The sequence below is a fragment of the Belnapia rosea genome (assembly GCF_900101615.1).
Classification (GTDB): Bacteria; Pseudomonadota; Alphaproteobacteria; order Acetobacterales; family Acetobacteraceae; genus Belnapia; species Belnapia rosea.
Map to the genome: position 1 here is coordinate 107991 of NZ_FMZX01000014.1, position 16659 is coordinate 124649.

A 16659-nucleotide genomic window follows, 5' to 3' on the forward strand; every position below is an offset into this window, starting at 1 on the left:
CCCGCGTTACGATGCGCGTTGATTGATCTGCCGGGGAAAGACCGCCATGCGCGCCTTGTTCGTCGATGCCAACCCGTCCCTCGCGGCGGTGACCGAGCGGCTCATGCGTCCGGGCGACCCGGAGGTGGCCATTCACCGCAACCCGGACATCACCGCTGCCGAGCTGCCGAAGCTGCTGGCCGGCTACCAGATCGCCATCGACGACCATACCCAGTTCCCGACCGACATCGTGAAGCAGTGCCCGGACCTCAAGCACATCGTCTTCCTCGGCACCGGCGCGCGCAGCTACATGAATCCGGAGGAGCTCGAGGCGCTCGGCGTCACCGTCCATATCATCAAGGGGTATGGCGATACCGCGGTCGCGGAGATGGCCTTTGCCCTGATGTGGGATGCAGCACGGAAGACCGCCCATATGGATGGCGCCATCCGTGCCGGCAACTGGCCGCGGGTGGTGGGGACGCAGCTGACCGGCAAGACCGTCGGGCTGATCGGCGTAGGCGGTATCGGTGCCGAGATGGCGCGGCTTTGCACGGGCATCGGGATGAAGGTCCTCGCCTGGAACCGCTCGCCCAAGGCGATGCCGGGGGTGGAATTCGTCGAGCTTGACCGGCTGCTGGCGGAAAGCGATGTGATCTCGCTGCATCTGTTGCTGAATGACGAGACGCGCGGCTTCCTCTCGCGCGAGCGGCTGGCGAAGATGAAGCCGGGGGCGATCCTGGTGAACACCGCCCGCGGCGCCATCATTGATGAATTGGCCATGGCCTCGGCACTGGAGGCTGGGCATCTGGGCCATGCGGCCCTCGATGTCTTCATCGAGGAGCCGCTGCCGGCGGGCCATCCGCTGACCCGCCTGGAGAATGCGACGCTGACCTCCCACGCGGCATTCCGCACGCCGGAGGCCAGCGACAACCTGATCGGGGCGGCGCTGGACCATTGCCGGCGGATCCTGGCCGAAGGGCGCTGAGCCGCACCCTTCAACGCCAAAGGAAGGCATTGGTGTCGAGACCGGTGATGTCGGCACCAGTCAGGGTGATCTTGATATCGGCATTGCCATCGCCGCCGGTATCGATGAGCAGGATCTTGGGTGTGGCGTCGAGCCGCGCCTGGCTGGAGCCAGTCGCCGTCAAGCCGGCGACGCCGAGGAAGCTGAAGGCGCCGGTCAGCATTCCGGTAAAGATCGACAGGTCCGTCGTGGCGCTGAAATCGGTAATGGCACCTCCGGCCATGGTCGAGGCTTCCGTGACCCCGCCATCGATGAAAGGGTCCACGCCTGCGCCACCGGTCAGCTGATCCGCCCCCGATCCACCGCCGATCTGGTCGCTGCCCGACCCACTGACCACGATATCGTTGCCATCGTTACCGCTGAGCCGGGTGGCGATGCTGCCGGCAACGGTGATTGCATCAGCCCCCTCACCACCATTGACGGCCTCCATGCTGGAGACGCTGAGGGCATTGGCACCTTGGCCGCACATGGATGCGACATGCCGGCAGGAGGTATAGCCGGATGCCACGATGCCTCTTCGAACAGCGCCGGCACGGCTTCTCTCTGCTCAGTACCGAGATGAAGCAGTGGCTGTGCCGGGCGATCGCTTCCCGCGCGCCGCGCAGCACATGCGCCTCCATTCCTTCGACATCCGCCTTGATCAGGCGGCAGCCGGGCAGTCGGTGGCCATGGCTCTCCATATCCGCTCCTGTGCCGGCGGGCCAGGATGCGGGATGCCCCGCGGCCACGCCGGACCAAGTCCGGGCGCGACCCTGAGCGGCCGAAAGCCGCGGAAGCGTCAAGCTCCGGAAGGCCGGCTCAGCGGATATAGAAGCCGAAGCCAGGTGGCGGCGGGGGCGGCGCGTAGTAGCGCGGTGGCGGCGCGTAATAGGCCGGAGGCGGTGGCCGGTAATAGGCTGGCGGCGGCGGCGCGTAGTAGCGCGGCGGCGGGCCCCAGTAGCGCGGCGGGGGCGGCGGTCCCCAGTAACGTGGCGGCGGCGGCCGATAATAGCCCCGGCCATGCCAATAGGGATCGGCCTGCCCGGCGGATGGCGCCAGGGCCAAGCCGGCCATGCCGGCAGCCATGGCGAGGATGACTACCCGAAGGGCGCGCATGACACCCGAACCTCCTTGCATACGCGGAGAGTAGCGCCCCGCTTGCGGCGGAAACGCGGCAATCCGGTGGCCCGGACGGGACAGGCGAATCACTCCGCCGCGAACACCCGGTCGAAGATGGTGCGGACATGGGCGAAGTCGCGTGTCGGGTCCATCGCCGCATCGAGAGCCGCGCCATCCATCACCGTCGAGACGCCAGGCTCGGCCAGAAGGTTGTCGCGGAAGCTGCGGGCGCCGGGCCGGCCGAGAGCCTGCCAGGTGGCCATGGCGGCAGCCTGCACGGCGGCATAGGCGGCCTCGCGGCTCATCCCGGCCTGGGTCAGCGCCAGCAGCACCTTCTGCGAATGGACGACGCCGCCGAGGCTCTCGAGGTTCTCCGCCATCCGCTCGGGATAGACCGTCAGCTTCTCCATCATGCCCGTCAGGCGCGAAAGGGCGAAGTCGAGACCGATGGTCGCATCCGGGGCGATCACCCGCTCGACGCTGGAATGGCTGATGTCCCGCTCATGCCAGAGGGCCACATTCTCGAGCGCCGGCACCACATGGCTGCGCACCAGACGAGCAAGGCCGGTCAGGTTCTCGGAGAGCACCGGGTTCCGCTTGTGCGGCATGGACGAGGAGCCCTTCTGCCCGGCATGGAAAAACTCCTCGGCCTCGCGCACCTCACTGCGCTGGAGATGGCGCACCTCGGTCGCCAGTCGCTCGATGGAGGAGGCGACCACGGCGAGGGCGGCGAAGAAGGCGGCATGCCGGTCGCGCGGGATCACCTGGGTCGAGACCGGCTCGACCGCGAGGCCGAGCTTCGCCGCGACATGGGCTTCCACGCGCGGGTCGACGCTGGCGAAGGTGCCGACCGGGCCGCTGATGGCGCAGGTGGCAATCTCCGCTCGGGCAGCGGCCAGACGGGTGCGGTTGCGACTGAATTCGGCGTAATAGCCCGCCAGTTTCAGTCCGAAGGTCGTGGGCTCGGCATGGATGCCGTGGCTGCGCCCGATGGTCGGGGTGAACTGGTGCTCGTAGGCGCGAGTTTTGAGCGCCATCAGCAGCGCATCGAGATCGGCGAGCAACAGGTCCGCCGCCCGGGTCATCTGCACGGCGAGGCAGGTGTCGAGCACGTCGGAACTGGTCATGCCCTGGTGCATGAAGCGCGCCTCGGGCCCGATCCCCTCCGCCATGAAGGTGAGGAAGGCGATGACGTCATGCCGGGTGACGCGCTCGATAGCGTCGATCGCCTCCACCTCGGCGGGACCGATGGCGGCGGCGCGGGGGCCACCCTTCTCGCGGATGACCCGGGCCGCATCGGCCGGGATGGTGCCGAGCTGCGCCATGGCCTCGGCGGCCAGGGCCTCGATCTCGAACCAGATACGGAAGCGCTCCTCAGGGGACCAGATCGCGGCCATCTGCGGGCGGGTGTAGCGGGGGACCATCCGGGCCTCGGGCGTCAGGGGCGGGGTCCGGGCGGTTTGAACCCCATGGACGCGAATGGCAAGGCCAGGCGACTGTCGCTGATTGGGGTTGCATAAAGATTGCTGCATATTTAAGTGCGGCCGGCCGCCGACCCCGCCGAGGAGCCGAATACCATGCCCGAATGGCTTGTGCCGCTTGCCCAGGTCCTGTTTATCGATCTCGTCCTGGCCGGGGACAATGCCATCGTTGTCGGCATGGCGGCCGCCGGTCTCCCGGTGGAACAGCGCCGCAAGGCCATCTTTTGGGGCATCATCGCGGCAACGGTGATGCGCATCGGCTTCGCCGCCATCACCGCCCAGCTCCTGGCCGTGGTCGGCATCACCCTGGCCGGCGGCGTGCTGCTGCTCTGGGTCTGCTGGAAAATGTTCCGCGAGCTCCGTGCCCATCACGAGGCCGAGCCCACGGCGGCACTGGCCGAGGCTGAGGCCACGGCGCCGCGCAAGACCCTGCCCCAGGCCATCACCCAGATCCTGGTCGCCGATGTCTCGATGAGCCTCGACAACGTGCTTGCCGTCGCCGGCGCGGCCAAGGAGCATACCTGGGTACTGGTCGGCGGCCTCGGCATCTCCGTGGTGCTGATGGGCGTCGCGGCGACCCTGATCGCCAACCTCCTGAACCGGCACCGCTGGATCGCCTGGGTCGGCCTCGCCGTCATCCTCTACGTCGCGGTCGACATGATCTGGGAGGGCACGCATCAGGTCGCCGGCCAGGTGCCGGGGGCCTATGCCTATCTGATGCTGCCGCTCGGCTACCTGGCGCTGCCGCATGTCTTCCCCGCCTGGATTTGGGCGGCCGCGACCCTCCTGCAGGTGGTGGTAGTGGCGGCGCTGGCTACAGGAACGGTTACCCTGCTGCGCAAGGCAGGGGGTCGCGATACCTGAAAAATTAGTAATGCAGTCAGCTACTTGGCGCTGACTGCAGCACCTTGCTCCCGCTTCACAGGCCGAAACCGCTCCCCTAGGGTGCGGCGCGCCGGATGTCCGGTCGTTCCCCGCTACTAACCGGCCGGAGCCTGCCGCATGGATGTGTCGTCGTTCGCCGAGAGCTGGAACTGGCTTCTCCTCGGGCAAATTCTCGGGGTCAACATCATCCTCTCGGGTGACAACGCAGTTCTGATCGCCCTTGCCGCCGCGGGCCTGCCGGCCGAGCAGCGCGGCAAGGCCATCATGTTCGGCATGGTGCTGGCGGTGGTGCTTCGCATCTTCCTCAGCCTCGCCGCGGTGCAGCTTCTGGCCGTTCCTGGTCTGCTCCTGGTCGGCGGCTTGGTGCTGCTGTGGATCGCCTATGGCTTCTTCAAGGAGCTGCGCAGCGAGGACAAGGCCGATGCCGCGGGCGACCATGCGCCGCACGAGATCAAGACCATGGGCACGGCGCTGCGCCAGATCGTCATCGCCGACGTCTCGATGAGCCTCGACAACGTGCTTGCCGTTGCCGGTGCGGCGGTCGGCAACATGCCGATGCTGATCGTTGGCCTCGTCATCTCGATCCTGCTGATGGGCGTCGCCGCCACGCTGATCTCGAAGCTGCTCGAACGCTTCCGCTGGATCGCCTATCTTGGCGTGGCGCTGATCGTCTGGATCGGCCTCAAGATGGTCTTCGAGGACGGCCACCGCCTCCTCGAGATGTATGGTGGCGACCATGCGGCGCTTGAGCGCAGCCCGGCGCTGGTCACCAAGGCGCTGGCCGCGCCGGGAATCGAGGGCTGACCGCATGAGTCGCGCCTGGGCAGCGTCGGTCCTGGCCATGTTGCTGGCTGGTTGCCAGCCGCCACCGGAGGCGACGCCTCTCAGGCGGCCCGCGACGGTCGCCGACCTCGCCGCCCGCCTGCCCGCGGAGGCCGCCGGCTTCCAGCGCGGCGCCACCACCCCGCTGCCGCGCGGCGAGGATGGGCGGGAGATTGGCTACCGAACCCCCGGACGCATTGCTGCCGGTGCCACGGTCCAGCTTTACCGCCTGCCCGGCGTCGTCCTACCGGAGGGGCTCAGCAGCCCTGACGCGGCCGATGCCTTCAACGACCTGCTCCAGGATGCCATGCGCCCCGCCCCGCAGCGCCGGCTGCGCGAGGAGGCCCGCTTCACGCTGCCCGCCGAAGGCCCCGCCCTGCTGCGCTGCGCCGAGACGGCCGGCTCCTATGGGCGGGAACGGGTGCAGGGGCTGCTCTGCGCCGGCAGCCTCGGTGGCGGGCTGCTGCGGCTGCGGGTCACCATGCCGCGGCAGGAGCCGCTACCGGCCGATTCCCGCGCCTTCGCCACCGGCATCCTTGCGGCGCTGCGCACCCCCTGACACCGAGCCCTCGGCGCCCTACCTGCGGGGCATGACCAATCCCGATCCGATGCGTGTCTTCGATCGCCGCCTGGTGCGCCTGCGCCGTGACCGGGCCGCTGCCACCGTGGGCCAGGTGGCGCCGGTGCTGGAGGAGGCGGCGGAGCGCCTGCTCGACCGGCTGGACGACATCACCCGCCGCTTCTCCCGGGCGCTCGATCTGGGCGGGCGCGGCGTGGTCGCGCCCCGGCTCCGGGCGCGGGGCATCCCTTTCGTGGTGTCGATGGACCTCTCCGCCCGCATGGCGGCCGGGGCAGGGGGGCTCGCAGTGGCGGGAGATGAGGAGGCGCTGCCCTTCGCGCCGGAAAGCTTCGACCTCATCGTCGCCAATCTTTCCCTCCATTGGGTGAACGACCTGCCGGGCGCGCTGGTGCAGATCCGCCGGGCGCTCCGGCCGGACGGGCTCTTCCTGGCCTCGCTGCCCGGCCTGGGTACCCTGCAGGAGCTGCGCGAGGCGCTGGCCGGGGCCGAGAGCGCGTTGCGGGGTGGCCTCTCGCCCCGGGTGTCGCCCTTCCCCGAGTTGCGCGACCTGGCCGGGCTGCTGCAGCGGACCGGCTTCGCCCTGCCCGTGGCGGATGGCGAGGCGCTGCCGCTCCGCTACCGCACGCCGCTTGGCCTGTTGCAGGATCTGCGGGCGGCCGGCGAGGCCAATGCGGCGCTGGCGCGGGACAGCCGCACCCCGCCACGGGCGCTGCTGCCCATGGCGCTCGCCGCCCTCCCGCAGGATGAGACGGGTGTGCCCGCCAGCTTCCGCCTGCTGATGATGACCGGCTGGGCGCCCCATGAGAGCCAGAGCAAGGCTGCCCGCCCCGGCAGCGCCAATGCCCGGCTGGCCGAGGTGCTGGGCGTCGAGGAGCGTAGCGCGGGTGAGCGGGCCGGGCATTGAGCTCGCGCGTCCGGGACCATATCAAGCTGCCACAAGTATTGCACCGGGCGCCCCCCGCGAGCATCTTGGGCGAGACCGCCGAATGCAGAGACAATCGAACACCATGGACCAGCAGGCCGGCGACGCGCGCCGCATCACCCTTCACGCCGCCGGGGATTTCACGGGCATGCGGCGCGCCGGCCAATTGGCCGCGGAGACGCTCGACCTCATCACGCCGCATGTTCGCCCCGGCGTGACCACATCCGAGCTGGACCGGATCTGCCACGAGCACATCATCGCCCAGGGCGCGGTCCCGGCGCCGCTCGGCTATCGCGGCTACCCGAAATCGATCTGCACCTCTATCAACCATGTTGTCTGCCATGGCATCCCCGGCGAGCGGGCGCTGATGGATGGGGACGTGGTGAACATCGACGTCACGGTCATCCTCGATGGCTGGCATGGCGACAGCAGCCGGATGTACGTGGCCGGCACCGCCTCGACCAAGGCGCGGCTGCTGCTCGACGTCACCTATGAATCGATGATGCGGGGCATCGCCGCGGTGAAGCCGGGCGCGACCCTCGGCGACATCGGCCATGCCATCCAGAGCTTCGTCGAGCGCAACCGCTTTGCGGTGGTGCGGGATTTCTGCGGCCATGGCATCGGCCGCCGTTTCCATGAGCCGCCGAACGTGCTGCATTTTGGCCGTCCGGGCGAGGGGCCCAGGCTGAAGCCCGGCATGTTCTTCACCATCGAGCCGATGGTGAATGCCGGTCGCCCCGAGGTGAAGATCCTCGACGATGGCTGGACCGCCGTGACGCGGGACCGCAGCCTCTCCGCCCAGTTCGAGCATATGGTCGGCGTGACCGAGACGGGGGTGGAGATCTTCACCCTTTCCCCCGCCGGGCTGCACAAGCCACCGTATCAGCTCTGACCGTTTTCGGGCCTTGGTTTCGTAACGATATCGTTTAATCTCGCCCTGTTCGATGGGGCGAGGGATGCGCAAGGCCGGCAAGGGACAGGGCTTCGCTGAGATGGGCCTCGCGTCCCTGCCGCTTGGTCTGCCGCAGACAGGCGAGGCAGAGCCGCCCGGCCATCTCGGCCATCGCGCCCGGATGCGGGACCGCCTGCTGACCGCCGGGCCGGAGGCGCTGGCTGACTACGAGCTGCTGGAGATGGTGCTGTTCCTCGCCCTTCCACGGCAGGACACCAAGCCGGTCGCCCGCGCGCTGATCGCCCGTTTCGGCAGCTTCGCCAATGCCATCGCCGCCCCGCTGGCCGAGCTGCGCCAAGTCGAAGGGGTGAAGGATGCCGGCGCCGCGGCGCTGAAGACCGTACAGGCCGCCGCGCTCCGTCTCGCCCGGGCGGAGCTGCTAGACCGGCCGCTGCTCGATTCCTGGGACCGGCTGCTGGCCTATCTGCAGGCCAGCCTCGGCCGGGCGCGGGTGGAGGAGGTGCATGTGCTCTTCCTCGATGCCCGCAACCGCCTGCTGGCCGATGAGGTCCAGGGCCGTGGCACGGTGAACCATACGCCGGTCTATCCGCGGGAGGTGGTGAAGCGGGCGCTGGAGCTGCAGGCGACCGCGCTGATCCTGGTGCACAACCACCCCTCCGGCGATCCTACGCCGTCCCGCGCCGATATCGAGATGACGGCCGAGATCAGGACGGCCGCCGCGGTCCTTGGCATCGTGGTGCATGACCACCTTGTCATCGGGAACGGCCGGCATCTCTCCTTCCGGCGGGAAGGTTTGCTCGGGGCGTAAGCGGGGCGAAGCTGTTGTGATGTTGACCCGAACCGTCCGGCACCGGCAGGCTCGCGCCATGCGCAATCCGGTGCTGCCGATCGCCATCTGCCTGTTGGCCTGGGGCCAGGGACCTGCCTGGTCGCAGGGAAAGCCGCCGCCGCTCGGCGCCGACCCGGCACCCTCCGTCGGCAAGCCTCCGCCGCTCGGCGCGCCTTCGGCCCCCGCGCGCCCGGCGCCCGGGGTGTCCACGGCGCCCGGCAGCAAGCCGCCGCCCCTGCCGCCAGGCAGCGGACCCTTCGGCGCTCCGCCGGGCGGCAGCCGCGCCGTCTCCTCCGGCACCGGCTTCGTCGTCGCCCCCTCCCGCCTGTTGACCAACCACCATGTGGCGCGCGAGTGCAACGAGATGCGCGTCCGCACCGCGACCGGTGCCGAGCTCACCGCCCGTGTCGCCGCGACCGACGAGAGGCGCGACCTGGCCCTGCTGACCGTACAAGGCGGCGACCCCGGCCCGGTGCTCAGCTTCCGCAGCGGCCCCGAGATCCGGCGCGGCGAGGGGGTCGTGACCTATGGCTTCCCGCTGGCCGGGCTGCTCTCCTCCGGGCCGACATTGACCACCGGGGAGGTCTCGGCCCTGGCCGGCCTGCGCGACAACCAGGGCCAGTTCCAGATCAGCGCCCCGGTGCAGCCGGGCAATTCCGGCGGGCCACTGCTCGATCTAGGCGGCCATGTGGTTGGCGTCGTCGTCTCCAAGCTGAATGCCCAGCGCATCGCGCAGAGCACCGGCGACATTCCGCAGAACGTCAATTTCGCAGTGAAGGGGGCGGAAGCGGTGGAGTTCCTGCAGCGCAACGGCATCCAACCCCGGCTCGTCCCGACCGCGGGCTCGGACCTGCGCGGCGCGGCCGAGGTTGGGGAGGTGGCGCACCCTTCGACGGTCTTCCTCCGCTGCATGCGGTGATGCCGCCACAGCCAGGCCGTGATAGGGTGGGCCGGCATGGGGGCGTGCCGAAACGGTAGCCGGAAGGGACTTAAAATCCCTCGGGCGCGAGCCCGTGCGGGTTCGAATCCCGCCGCCCCTACCAAGGCTGCCCCACCGTTTCGCCGGCCACGCAATTCACTGTCGGCCCTTCGTAGCCTGGTGTAATTCCAGCGTGCGATGAGCGGGGGCTCGATGCGGTCGATCTGGAAGGCCATGCGGAACGGGTGGACGGCTGCCCTGAGCGTGCTGGTCATCCTGGGCTTCTGTGCCCTTTCCATCGCCGTGATCCTGCAACTTCGGGCGGATCGCTGGGCCCAGGCGACCGATGCGGCGATGAACCTCAACCGTGCCGTCGGCCAGGACATCGCCCGCACCTTCAGCACGCTCGACCTCGCCCTGCTTGGCGTCGCCGAGCGGCTCCATGCGGATCAGGGCGCCTATCGGGAACAGATCCTGCACACCCCGGTCTTTGAGCGGTCGGCGACGGCGCAGCATCTCGGCGCCGTCATGGTGCTCGATTCGGCAGGCGTCGTGGTGAGCGACACCGGCCCGATCCAGATGCGCGGCACCAACCTGGCGAACCGCGAGTATTACGAGGTGCATCGCGCCGGCACGGTGGAGGGGCTGCATATCAGCCGCCCCTTCCGTGGCCGGACCACGGGCGAATGGCGCCTTGCCCTTAGCCGCCGCTGGGACCGGCAGGATGGCAGCTTCGGCGGCGTGGTCATGGCCTCGCTCAAGCTGGACTATATCCGCGGGATCTTCGGCAGCCTCGATCTCGGGCCGGGTGGCCGGATCACTCTGTTCCGCGAGGATGGCATCGTCCTGCTGCGCTCGCCGCAGGGGGAGGCGATGATTGACCTCGACCTCAGCCAGGGCACCGCCTTCCGTGCCATCCCGACCGCGGCCGAGGGGCATTACCGCAGCATCTCCGGCCGGGATGGCGTCGAGCGCTTCTATGTGTTCAAGCGCATCGAGGGCCTGCCGCTCATCCTCAACCTCGGCACCTCGATCGATGCCATCGAGGATGGCTGGCGGCCACGGGCCTTGGTCATCGGCGGGACGACGCTGGTCCTGGTCGGGGCGCTGCTGGCCGCGCTCTGGCGGCTGCGGCTGGAGTTGCGGCGCCGCCGCACGGCCGAGCTGCTGGCCCGGCGCCGGGAGGCGGATTTCCGGCTGCTGGCGGAGAATACCGGCGACATGGTCTCCCGCATCGGCCCGGACGGCATCCGCCGCTACGTCTCGCCGGCCGCATATGCCATCCTTGGCCGCGGCCCGGACCAGCTGCTGGGGACGTCGGCGCTCGAGGGCGTGCATCCGGAGGATCTGCCGGCACTCGCAACCGAGGTCGCCCGGCTGCGGGGCCGCACGGCGGAGGCGGTGACGGTCACCTATCGGAGCTGGCGCGCCGATGGGGCGGAGATCTGGCTCGAATCCACCCTGAAGGCGGTGCCCGGCACGGTGCCGGGTCGGCTGGATGGGGTCGTCGCCGTGACCCGCGACATCACCGAGCGCAAGGTGCTGGAACGGCAGCTCGCCACACTGGCACGGCTGGATGGGCTGACCGGCGTTGCCAACCGCCGCAGCTTCGATGAGGCGCTGGGCCGTGCCTGGGCGCATTGCATGCAGGCGGGGCTGCCGGTCTCGCTCATCCTGGTGGATGTCGATCGTTTCAAAGCCTTCAACGACCATTACGGCCACCAGGGCGGCGATGGCTGCCTGCGGGTGGTGGCGGCGACGGTCGGGGCGACGATTCGCCGCGCTGGCGACCTCGTTGCCCGGTATGGCGGCGAGGAATTTGTCGTGCTGCTGCCGGAGACGGATGCCGAGGGCGCCGCCGCGGTTGCCGAACGGCTGCGGATGGAGGTGGAGGCGCTGGCCCTGCCGCATGCCGCCTGCGGTCGTGAGGATGGCGTGGTCACGGTCAGCGTCGGCCTGGCCACGATGCGCCCCGCCTCCTGCCGCAGCGCCCGGGGGCCCGAGGCGCTGGTCGAGGCGGCGGACCAGGCGCTCTACCAGGCGAAACAGGCCGGACGGAACCGCGTCATGCGTGCCCCGCAGATCGACCCGCTCGGTCCTGTTGCCGCGCTATAGGCGCCGAGCCGGCTAGAAGGCCGGCACCACCGAGCCCTGGAAGGTGGTGGCGACGAAGTCCTTCACCTCCTGCGTCTGGTAGGCCGCGACCAGCCGCCGTACCCAGGGCGCCGCCTGGTCCTGCCGGCGGACGGCGATGAGGTTGGCATAGGGGCTGTCGGCGCTCTCCAGCGCGATCGCGTCCTTCACCGGGTTGAGGCCGGCCGGGACGGCAAAATTGGTGTTGATCGCCGCCGCATCCACTTCCTGCAGGACACGCGGCAGCTGCGCCGCTTCCAGCTCGAGGATGCGCAGCCGGCGCGGGTTCTCGGTGATGTCGGCGATGGTGGCGCGGAAGTCGCTGCCCTGGCGCAGGCCGAAGGCGCCCTTCGAGGCCAGCAGCACGAGGGCGCGGCCGCCATTGGTCGGGTCGTTCGGGATGGCGATGCGCCCGCCCTGCGGCAGCTCCGCCAGCGACTTGATCTTCCGGGAATAGACGCCGAGCGGGAAGATCAGCGTCTTGCCCACGGCCACAAGCGGCAGGCCGCGGTCCTTCACCTGCTGGTCGAGGAAGGGCTGGTGCTGATAGCTGTTCGCGTCGAGGTCGCCGGCTGCCAGCGCCGCATTCGGCTGGATGTAGTCCTGGAATTCGGTGATCCGCAGGACAAGCCCGTCGCGCGCCGCGATCTCCTTCACCTTCTCCAGCACCTGGGCATGCGGCCCCGCCGTCGCGCCGATGCGCATGGGGCGGGCCGTGCTGCCGATCTCCTGCGCATGAGCGAGCGATGGGCCGATGGCCGGGGCGGCCAGGGCGGCGAGCAGCAGCGGGCGGCGGCGGATCATGGCAGGTTACTCCGTCAGCGATGGGAAAGCCGGCGGACCAGCCAGTCCCCGAGGGACTGCAGACCTTGCACCAGCAGGATGAGGATGAGGACGACGCTCGCCATCACCTCCGGCATGAAACGCTGGTAGCCGAAGCGGATGCCGAGATCGCCGAGCCCGCCGCCGCCGATCGCCCCGGCCATGGCCGAGAAGCCAACCAGCGAGACCAGCGCGACCGTCACCGCGGCGATCAGCCCCGGCAGCGCCTCAGGCACCAGCACCTTCAGCACGATCTGCGAGCGGGAGGCGCCCATGGCCTGCGCCGCCTCCACCACGCCCGGATCGACCTCGCGCAGCGCATTCTCGAAGAGCCGGGCGAGGAAGGCGGTCGCGGCGAGGGCGAGCGGCACGATGGCCGCGCCGGTGCCGATGGAGGTGCCGGCCACCAGCCGGGTGAAGGGCACGATCGCCACCATCAGGATGATGAAGGGCGTCGAGCGCGCCGCATTGACCACGAGGCCGAGCGGCCGGTTCAGCCAGGGGCGCGGGGTGAGTCCGTCCGGTCCCGTCACATGCAGCAGCAGGGCGAGGGGCAGGCCGAAGGCCACCGCCAGCACCGTGCTGACGCCGACCATGACCAGCGTTTGGCCGAAGGCCTCCAGGAGGAGATCCTGCATCATGGGGGTGAGCCAGCTCATGCCGCGATCTCCTCGATGACGAGGCCGAGCCCGCGCATCCAGGCGAAAGCCGCCTCCAGCGCCTCGGCCGGGCCATAGGCGGCGAGCGCCATCACGCCGAAGGGCTCGCCGGCGATGCTGTCGATGCGGCCGGAGGCGATGTCGAGATCGATGCCGAATTCCCGGCTTGCCTCGCTGATGACGGCGCGGGTGCTGTGCGGGCCGAGGAAAAGCACCTGCACCAGCCGCCGCTCCTCGCCCGGACGCGGCGCGGGCAGCCGCGCCAGCGTCCCGGCCGGGACGCCGTGGCCGATGACCTCGGCAACGAAGCGCCGCGTCGTCGGCTGCTGCGGCCGGGTGAAGACCTCGAGCACAGGGCCCTGCTCGATGACCCGCCCGGCCTCCATCACCGCCACGCGGTCGCAGATGGATTTCACCACCGCCATCTCATGGGTGATGAGCAGCACGGTGAGCTGCAGCCGGTCGCGCAGGTCGCGGATCAGCGCCAGGATCTCGGCCGTGGTCTCCGGGTCGAGCGCGCTGGTCGCCTCGTCGCAGAGCAGCAGGCGCGGACGGCTGGCGAGCGCCCGGGCGATGCCGACCCGCTGCTTCTGCCCGCCCGAGAGCTGGGCCGGATAGGCATCCCGCTTCGCCTCCAGCCCGACCAGCGGCAGCAACTCGGCAACGCGGGCGGCGCGCTCGGCGCGGGAGAGGCCGGCGATCTCGAGCGGGAAGGCAATGTTCTCGGCGACGGTGCGGCGGTGGTGCAGGTTGAAGTGCTGGAAAACCATGCCGATGCCGCGCCGGGCCGCCCGCAGCGCCGGCTCGTCGAGGCCAAGCAGGTCCTGGCCGAGCACCGTCACCACGCCCGCATCCGGCCGTTCCAGTAGGTTCACCGTGCGGACCAGCGTCGACTTGCCGGCCCCCGACCGGCCGACGATGCCGAAGATCTCGCCGCTTCGCACCTCGAGCGAGACATCGGCCAGCGCCAGCGTGCCACCCGCGGGCCCGCCCGCGGCGAAGCGCTTGCTGAGCCCGGCGAGGCGGATGGCTGGATCGTCCACTGGCAATTCGGGCATGTCACGCATGATCATCGTGGTATGGGCCGGATCACGCGGCGTTACCACCCGCGTAATGTGCAGATCAGCCATCGCCCATGGGCGGGTTCAGAAGGCGATGCGGGTGCGTAGGGCGAAGACGTTCACCGGCCCCCGATCGGCGTTGTAGGCGGGGTTGGCGATCAACTGGTAGTTCAGCGCCAGGTTCAGCCCGGGGGCGATCCGCGCGTCGTAGTAAAGTTCGGTGCTCCATTCCGGCGAGTAGTTCAGCCGGCCATCGCCGGTGATGAAGCCAATGCCGCCCGCCGCCAGGTACTGGCGCCGCCCGGCCGAGATCCAGCCGATATTGGTGCCGAGCCCGACGGTATCCGCCTCCCGCCCCCAGCGCAGGCCGCGCAGCGAGAGGCCGGCGGAGACGGCGCGGTCCATCTCGGTGAACATCCAGTTCTGCGTGCGGCCGTCATTCCAGGACAGGCGGAGGAAGGCGCCGAGATCCTCGGTCAGCGCCTGCTCCATGTTGAGCGCCAGCATCTGCTTCAGGCGGTAGCCGGCGGGATTCTTGTCGAAGGTGTCGAAGCCGTTCTCGAAGAGCTCGCCCCAGTTCGACTGCCGGGTGCGGGAGGCGCCATAGAGCAGCCGCACCGCCCCGGCCCGCCCGCCGATCTCGTAGAAGCGGTCCACCTGGCCGATCACCTGCCAGGCACGCGTCACGCCCGGGTCCATGAACAGCCCGTTCACCCGGCGGGCCACCTGGAAGGCACCGGCACGGATGGCCCAGTTGCCGTTCTCCCATTCCAGCGCCGCGCCATAGGTCCAGCCCCGCGCATCAGCCGAGAAATCGAAGGCACCGGCCCCGACCAGGGCCCAGTTGATGAACTGGGTCCGCGCATCATGGGCGTAGAGATTGTCGTCGAAGATGTCCCAGACCGAGAATTTGCCGATGGTGAGCGTCAGCCGCTCTCGCGGCATCGGTCCGTTGAAGCGCAGCGGGTCCTCGTCATCCGGCACGGTATCGCCGGAGAGGGCGATGGTCTGGCGGAGGAAGGCACGAGGAACGAAGAAGGTCGGCTCGGAGGAACCGAGGCGGAAAGCCTCGTTGTTCGGGAAGGCGGCGGCGCCTGTGGAATTGGACAGGCCAAAGCCACGGGTGACCGAGGCATCGACGATCACCTCCGCTCCGCGCCAGAGCCGCCGCCCGAGCAGGAGGTCGGTCGAGAGCGTGTTCCGCGCATTGGCAGCCGGGCTCAAGCTGCCCGCGCCGCGATAGGGCGAATTGAAGCGGGTATTGCCCTGCAGGATGAAGGTCGCCTGGCCACGCAGCAGCCAGCCCTCATCCTCCAGCCGGTCCTGCAGGGCGGCGAGGTCGGGGAAGAGCGCCGCCTCGGGCGGGCCGATATTGGCGACGGCAGCGCTGCCATAGCCCTGGGCCGCAGCCGGGCCGGCCAGGGATGCGAAGGCTGGGGCGGCAAGCGCCAGGGCTGCCCCAGCCAACCTCCGGCGAATGGCGCGAAACAGGGATCGGCTGGGCGGCAGCGGCATGGCGGGCAGTCCTGGCAGGCGGTTCGGGCCGTTACGCCGCCTTCGGCAAAGCGAGGGCGACGCGGCACAGGCGGGTGGCCACCACCCCCGTCCACGGGTCCCGGGGCGCCGGCGCGGCCTGCTCACCGCCTAGGGCCAGGGCCGCCGCCGGCATAGCCTGCGGTTCGGCCGCCGCCTGGCGTTTCATGAAAACATCACGCGCCTCGGCCAAGGTGGTGCCGTGGGTCGTGTCGTGGGACATCGCGCCGTTCGCCATTTCTCGTCTCCGTCTGGTCCCGGGGGCAGGGGCGGAAGCGAGGGGGCGACGCTGCCCTAGGCCGCGCCTCCCGCATCGCCTGGCGCCGCTGAGCCAGGAGCAGGTTTCGCTGTTTCGGGTGGCACCACGGTCATCGCCCGAGGGGCGAGCCGGACGGTGCCACGCCTAGGGTGGCAGTCCATCGTTCTCTCTATCGTCGGATCGCCGGCGAGGTACCCCGCTGCGGCGTTGGGCCCATACAGCCCCGTAAACGGGAGATCAACCACGGTAATGGCGGCGCAGCGAGTTCGTTGCCGGTTTCCTGCCTGCGATATCCATGGCTTTCGGCCGCGGGCGATGGCGGCCAGACCCGATGATGTCCGCATGTTCGGTCCTGTCACGGGTGGTTCTTGCTGGGCAGCTGACGCCGTCATCTAGAGGCGGGATGCGGCGCCCGAACTCGACGACGATCACCTTTTCAGCCCCGTTTTGTGGCGCCTGGAGATCGGCTCCAGCACACGGCGGCGGGGCTAAGAACCTATCCCGGCAGGGCATGTCGCCAGGTGATGATGGCGAGCGCGAGGTGGAGCAGCGCGAGGTAGTTGGCGGACTTCTTGGCCCAGCGGATCAGGATCGAGCGGAACCGATGGAGCCAGGAGTGTGTGCGCTCCACGACCCAACGGTGCGCCTTGGCTCGGGCGTGCCGCTTGGCCCTGACCTCCTCGCCACGCGTGCGCAGGTGCAGGGTGAAGCCGAACTCCTCGGCCAGAGCGCGCGGCTCG

Annotated in this window: 17 protein-coding genes, 1 tRNA gene and 1 pseudogene; 10 read left to right on the top strand and 9 right to left on the bottom strand. The window is 69.7% G+C overall.

Annotation, left to right across the window (positions count from 1 at the left end):
* The first annotated feature begins 46 nt into the window (after positions 1–46).
* A complete protein-coding gene (locus tag BLR02_RS19910) occupies positions 47–964 on the top strand; it encodes an NAD(P)-dependent oxidoreductase (RefSeq protein WP_090567350.1) in 918 nt (305 codons plus the stop codon).
* Between the two features lie 10 nt (positions 965–974).
* Here the strand turns inward: BLR02_RS19910 and BLR02_RS19915 are convergent, their stop codons facing one another.
* From BLR02_RS19915 to purB, 3 genes are all read right to left on the bottom strand, one after another.
* Positions 975–1433 carry a calcium-binding protein gene (locus BLR02_RS19915; protein ID WP_176849695.1) on the bottom strand — a complete coding sequence of 153 codons (459 nt, stop codon included), beginning with the start codon at positions 1431–1433 and terminating at the stop codon, positions 975–977.
* 368 nt (positions 1434–1801) lie between these two features.
* Positions 1802–2098, bottom strand: a complete 297-nt coding sequence (locus BLR02_RS19920) for a hypothetical protein (protein ID WP_090567357.1) — start codon at positions 2096–2098, stop codon at positions 1802–1804.
* Between the two features lie 89 nt (positions 2099–2187).
* Positions 2188–3525 carry an adenylosuccinate lyase gene (gene purB, locus BLR02_RS19925; protein WP_090567360.1) on the bottom strand — a complete coding sequence of 446 codons (1338 nt, stop codon included), beginning with the start codon at positions 3523–3525 and terminating at the stop codon, positions 2188–2190.
* A gap of 153 nt (positions 3526–3678) precedes the next feature.
* On the opposite strand from purB, the pseudogene BLR02_RS19930 reads away from it, so the two are divergent.
* The 9 genes and pseudogenes from BLR02_RS19930 to BLR02_RS19970 form a co-directional block, all read left to right on the top strand.
* Positions 3679–4284, top strand: a pseudogene (locus BLR02_RS19930) (TerC family protein); the annotation flags it as partial.
* 300 nt (positions 4285–4584) lie between these two features.
* The gene (locus tag BLR02_RS19935) at positions 4585–5271 is read left to right on the top strand and encodes a TerC family protein (protein WP_090567363.1); all 687 of its coding nucleotides are present in this window, start codon (positions 4585–4587) and stop codon (positions 5269–5271) included.
* Positions 5272–5275: 4 nt separating this feature from the next.
* The gene (locus BLR02_RS19940) at positions 5276–5848 is read left to right on the top strand and encodes a hypothetical protein (RefSeq protein ID WP_143018201.1); all 573 of its coding nucleotides are present in this window, start codon (positions 5276–5278) and stop codon (positions 5846–5848) included.
* Positions 5849–5879: 31 nt separating this feature from the next.
* On the top strand, positions 5880–6773 hold the full coding sequence (locus BLR02_RS19945; RefSeq protein ID WP_090567370.1) for a methyltransferase domain-containing protein: 894 nt from the start codon (positions 5880–5882) through the stop codon (positions 6771–6773).
* A gap of 82 nt (positions 6774–6855) precedes the next feature.
* Positions 6856–7683, top strand: coding sequence for a type I methionyl aminopeptidase (gene map / locus BLR02_RS19950; protein ID WP_408735524.1), 828 nt, complete (start codon positions 6856–6858; stop codon positions 7681–7683).
* Between the two features lie 64 nt (positions 7684–7747).
* On the top strand, positions 7748–8512 hold the full coding sequence (gene radC / locus BLR02_RS19955; protein ID WP_090567375.1) for a RadC family protein: 765 nt from the start codon (positions 7748–7750) through the stop codon (positions 8510–8512).
* 58 nt (positions 8513–8570) lie between these two features.
* Positions 8571–9452: a S1C family serine protease gene (locus tag BLR02_RS19960; protein ID WP_245704869.1), complete on the top strand. Its 882-nt coding sequence runs from the start codon at positions 8571–8573 to the stop codon at positions 9450–9452.
* A 38-nt stretch (positions 9453–9490) separates the two neighbouring features.
* Positions 9491–9576 (top strand) — tRNA-Leu (locus tag BLR02_RS19965).
* A gap of 89 nt (positions 9577–9665) precedes the next feature.
* Entirely contained in the window at positions 9666–11567 is a 1902-nt protein-coding gene (locus tag BLR02_RS19970) for a sensor domain-containing diguanylate cyclase (RefSeq protein ID WP_176849696.1), read from the top strand.
* Positions 11568–11579: 12 nt separating this feature from the next.
* On the opposite strand, the gene BLR02_RS19975 is transcribed toward BLR02_RS19970, so the two are convergent.
* From BLR02_RS19975 to BLR02_RS20000, 6 genes are all read right to left on the bottom strand, one after another.
* The gene (locus tag BLR02_RS19975; RefSeq protein ID WP_090567381.1) at positions 11580–12389 is read right to left on the bottom strand and encodes a MetQ/NlpA family ABC transporter substrate-binding protein; all 810 of its coding nucleotides are present in this window, start codon (positions 12387–12389) and stop codon (positions 11580–11582) included.
* A 14-nt stretch (positions 12390–12403) separates the two neighbouring features.
* Complete coding sequence (locus BLR02_RS19980; protein ID WP_218127503.1) at positions 12404–13066, bottom strand: methionine ABC transporter permease; 663 nt, start codon at positions 13064–13066, stop codon at positions 12404–12406.
* Entirely contained in the window at positions 13063–14133 is a 1071-nt protein-coding gene (locus tag BLR02_RS19985) for a methionine ABC transporter ATP-binding protein (protein ID WP_245704870.1), read from the bottom strand. The genes BLR02_RS19980 and BLR02_RS19985 overlap by 4 nt, the downstream gene beginning before the upstream one ends.
* A 78-nt stretch (positions 14134–14211) precedes the next feature.
* On the bottom strand, positions 14212–15642 hold the full coding sequence (locus tag BLR02_RS19990) for a carbohydrate porin (RefSeq protein ID WP_090664383.1): 1431 nt from the start codon (positions 15640–15642) through the stop codon (positions 14212–14214).
* 31 nt (positions 15643–15673) lie between these two features.
* The gene (locus tag BLR02_RS19995) at positions 15674–15898 is read right to left on the bottom strand and encodes a hypothetical protein (RefSeq protein ID WP_090567387.1); all 225 of its coding nucleotides are present in this window, start codon (positions 15896–15898) and stop codon (positions 15674–15676) included.
* Positions 15899–16415: 517 nt separating this feature from the next.
* On the bottom strand, positions 16416–16659 hold a 244-nt coding region (locus tag BLR02_RS20000), incomplete at its 5' end, for a transposase (RefSeq protein ID WP_143018203.1).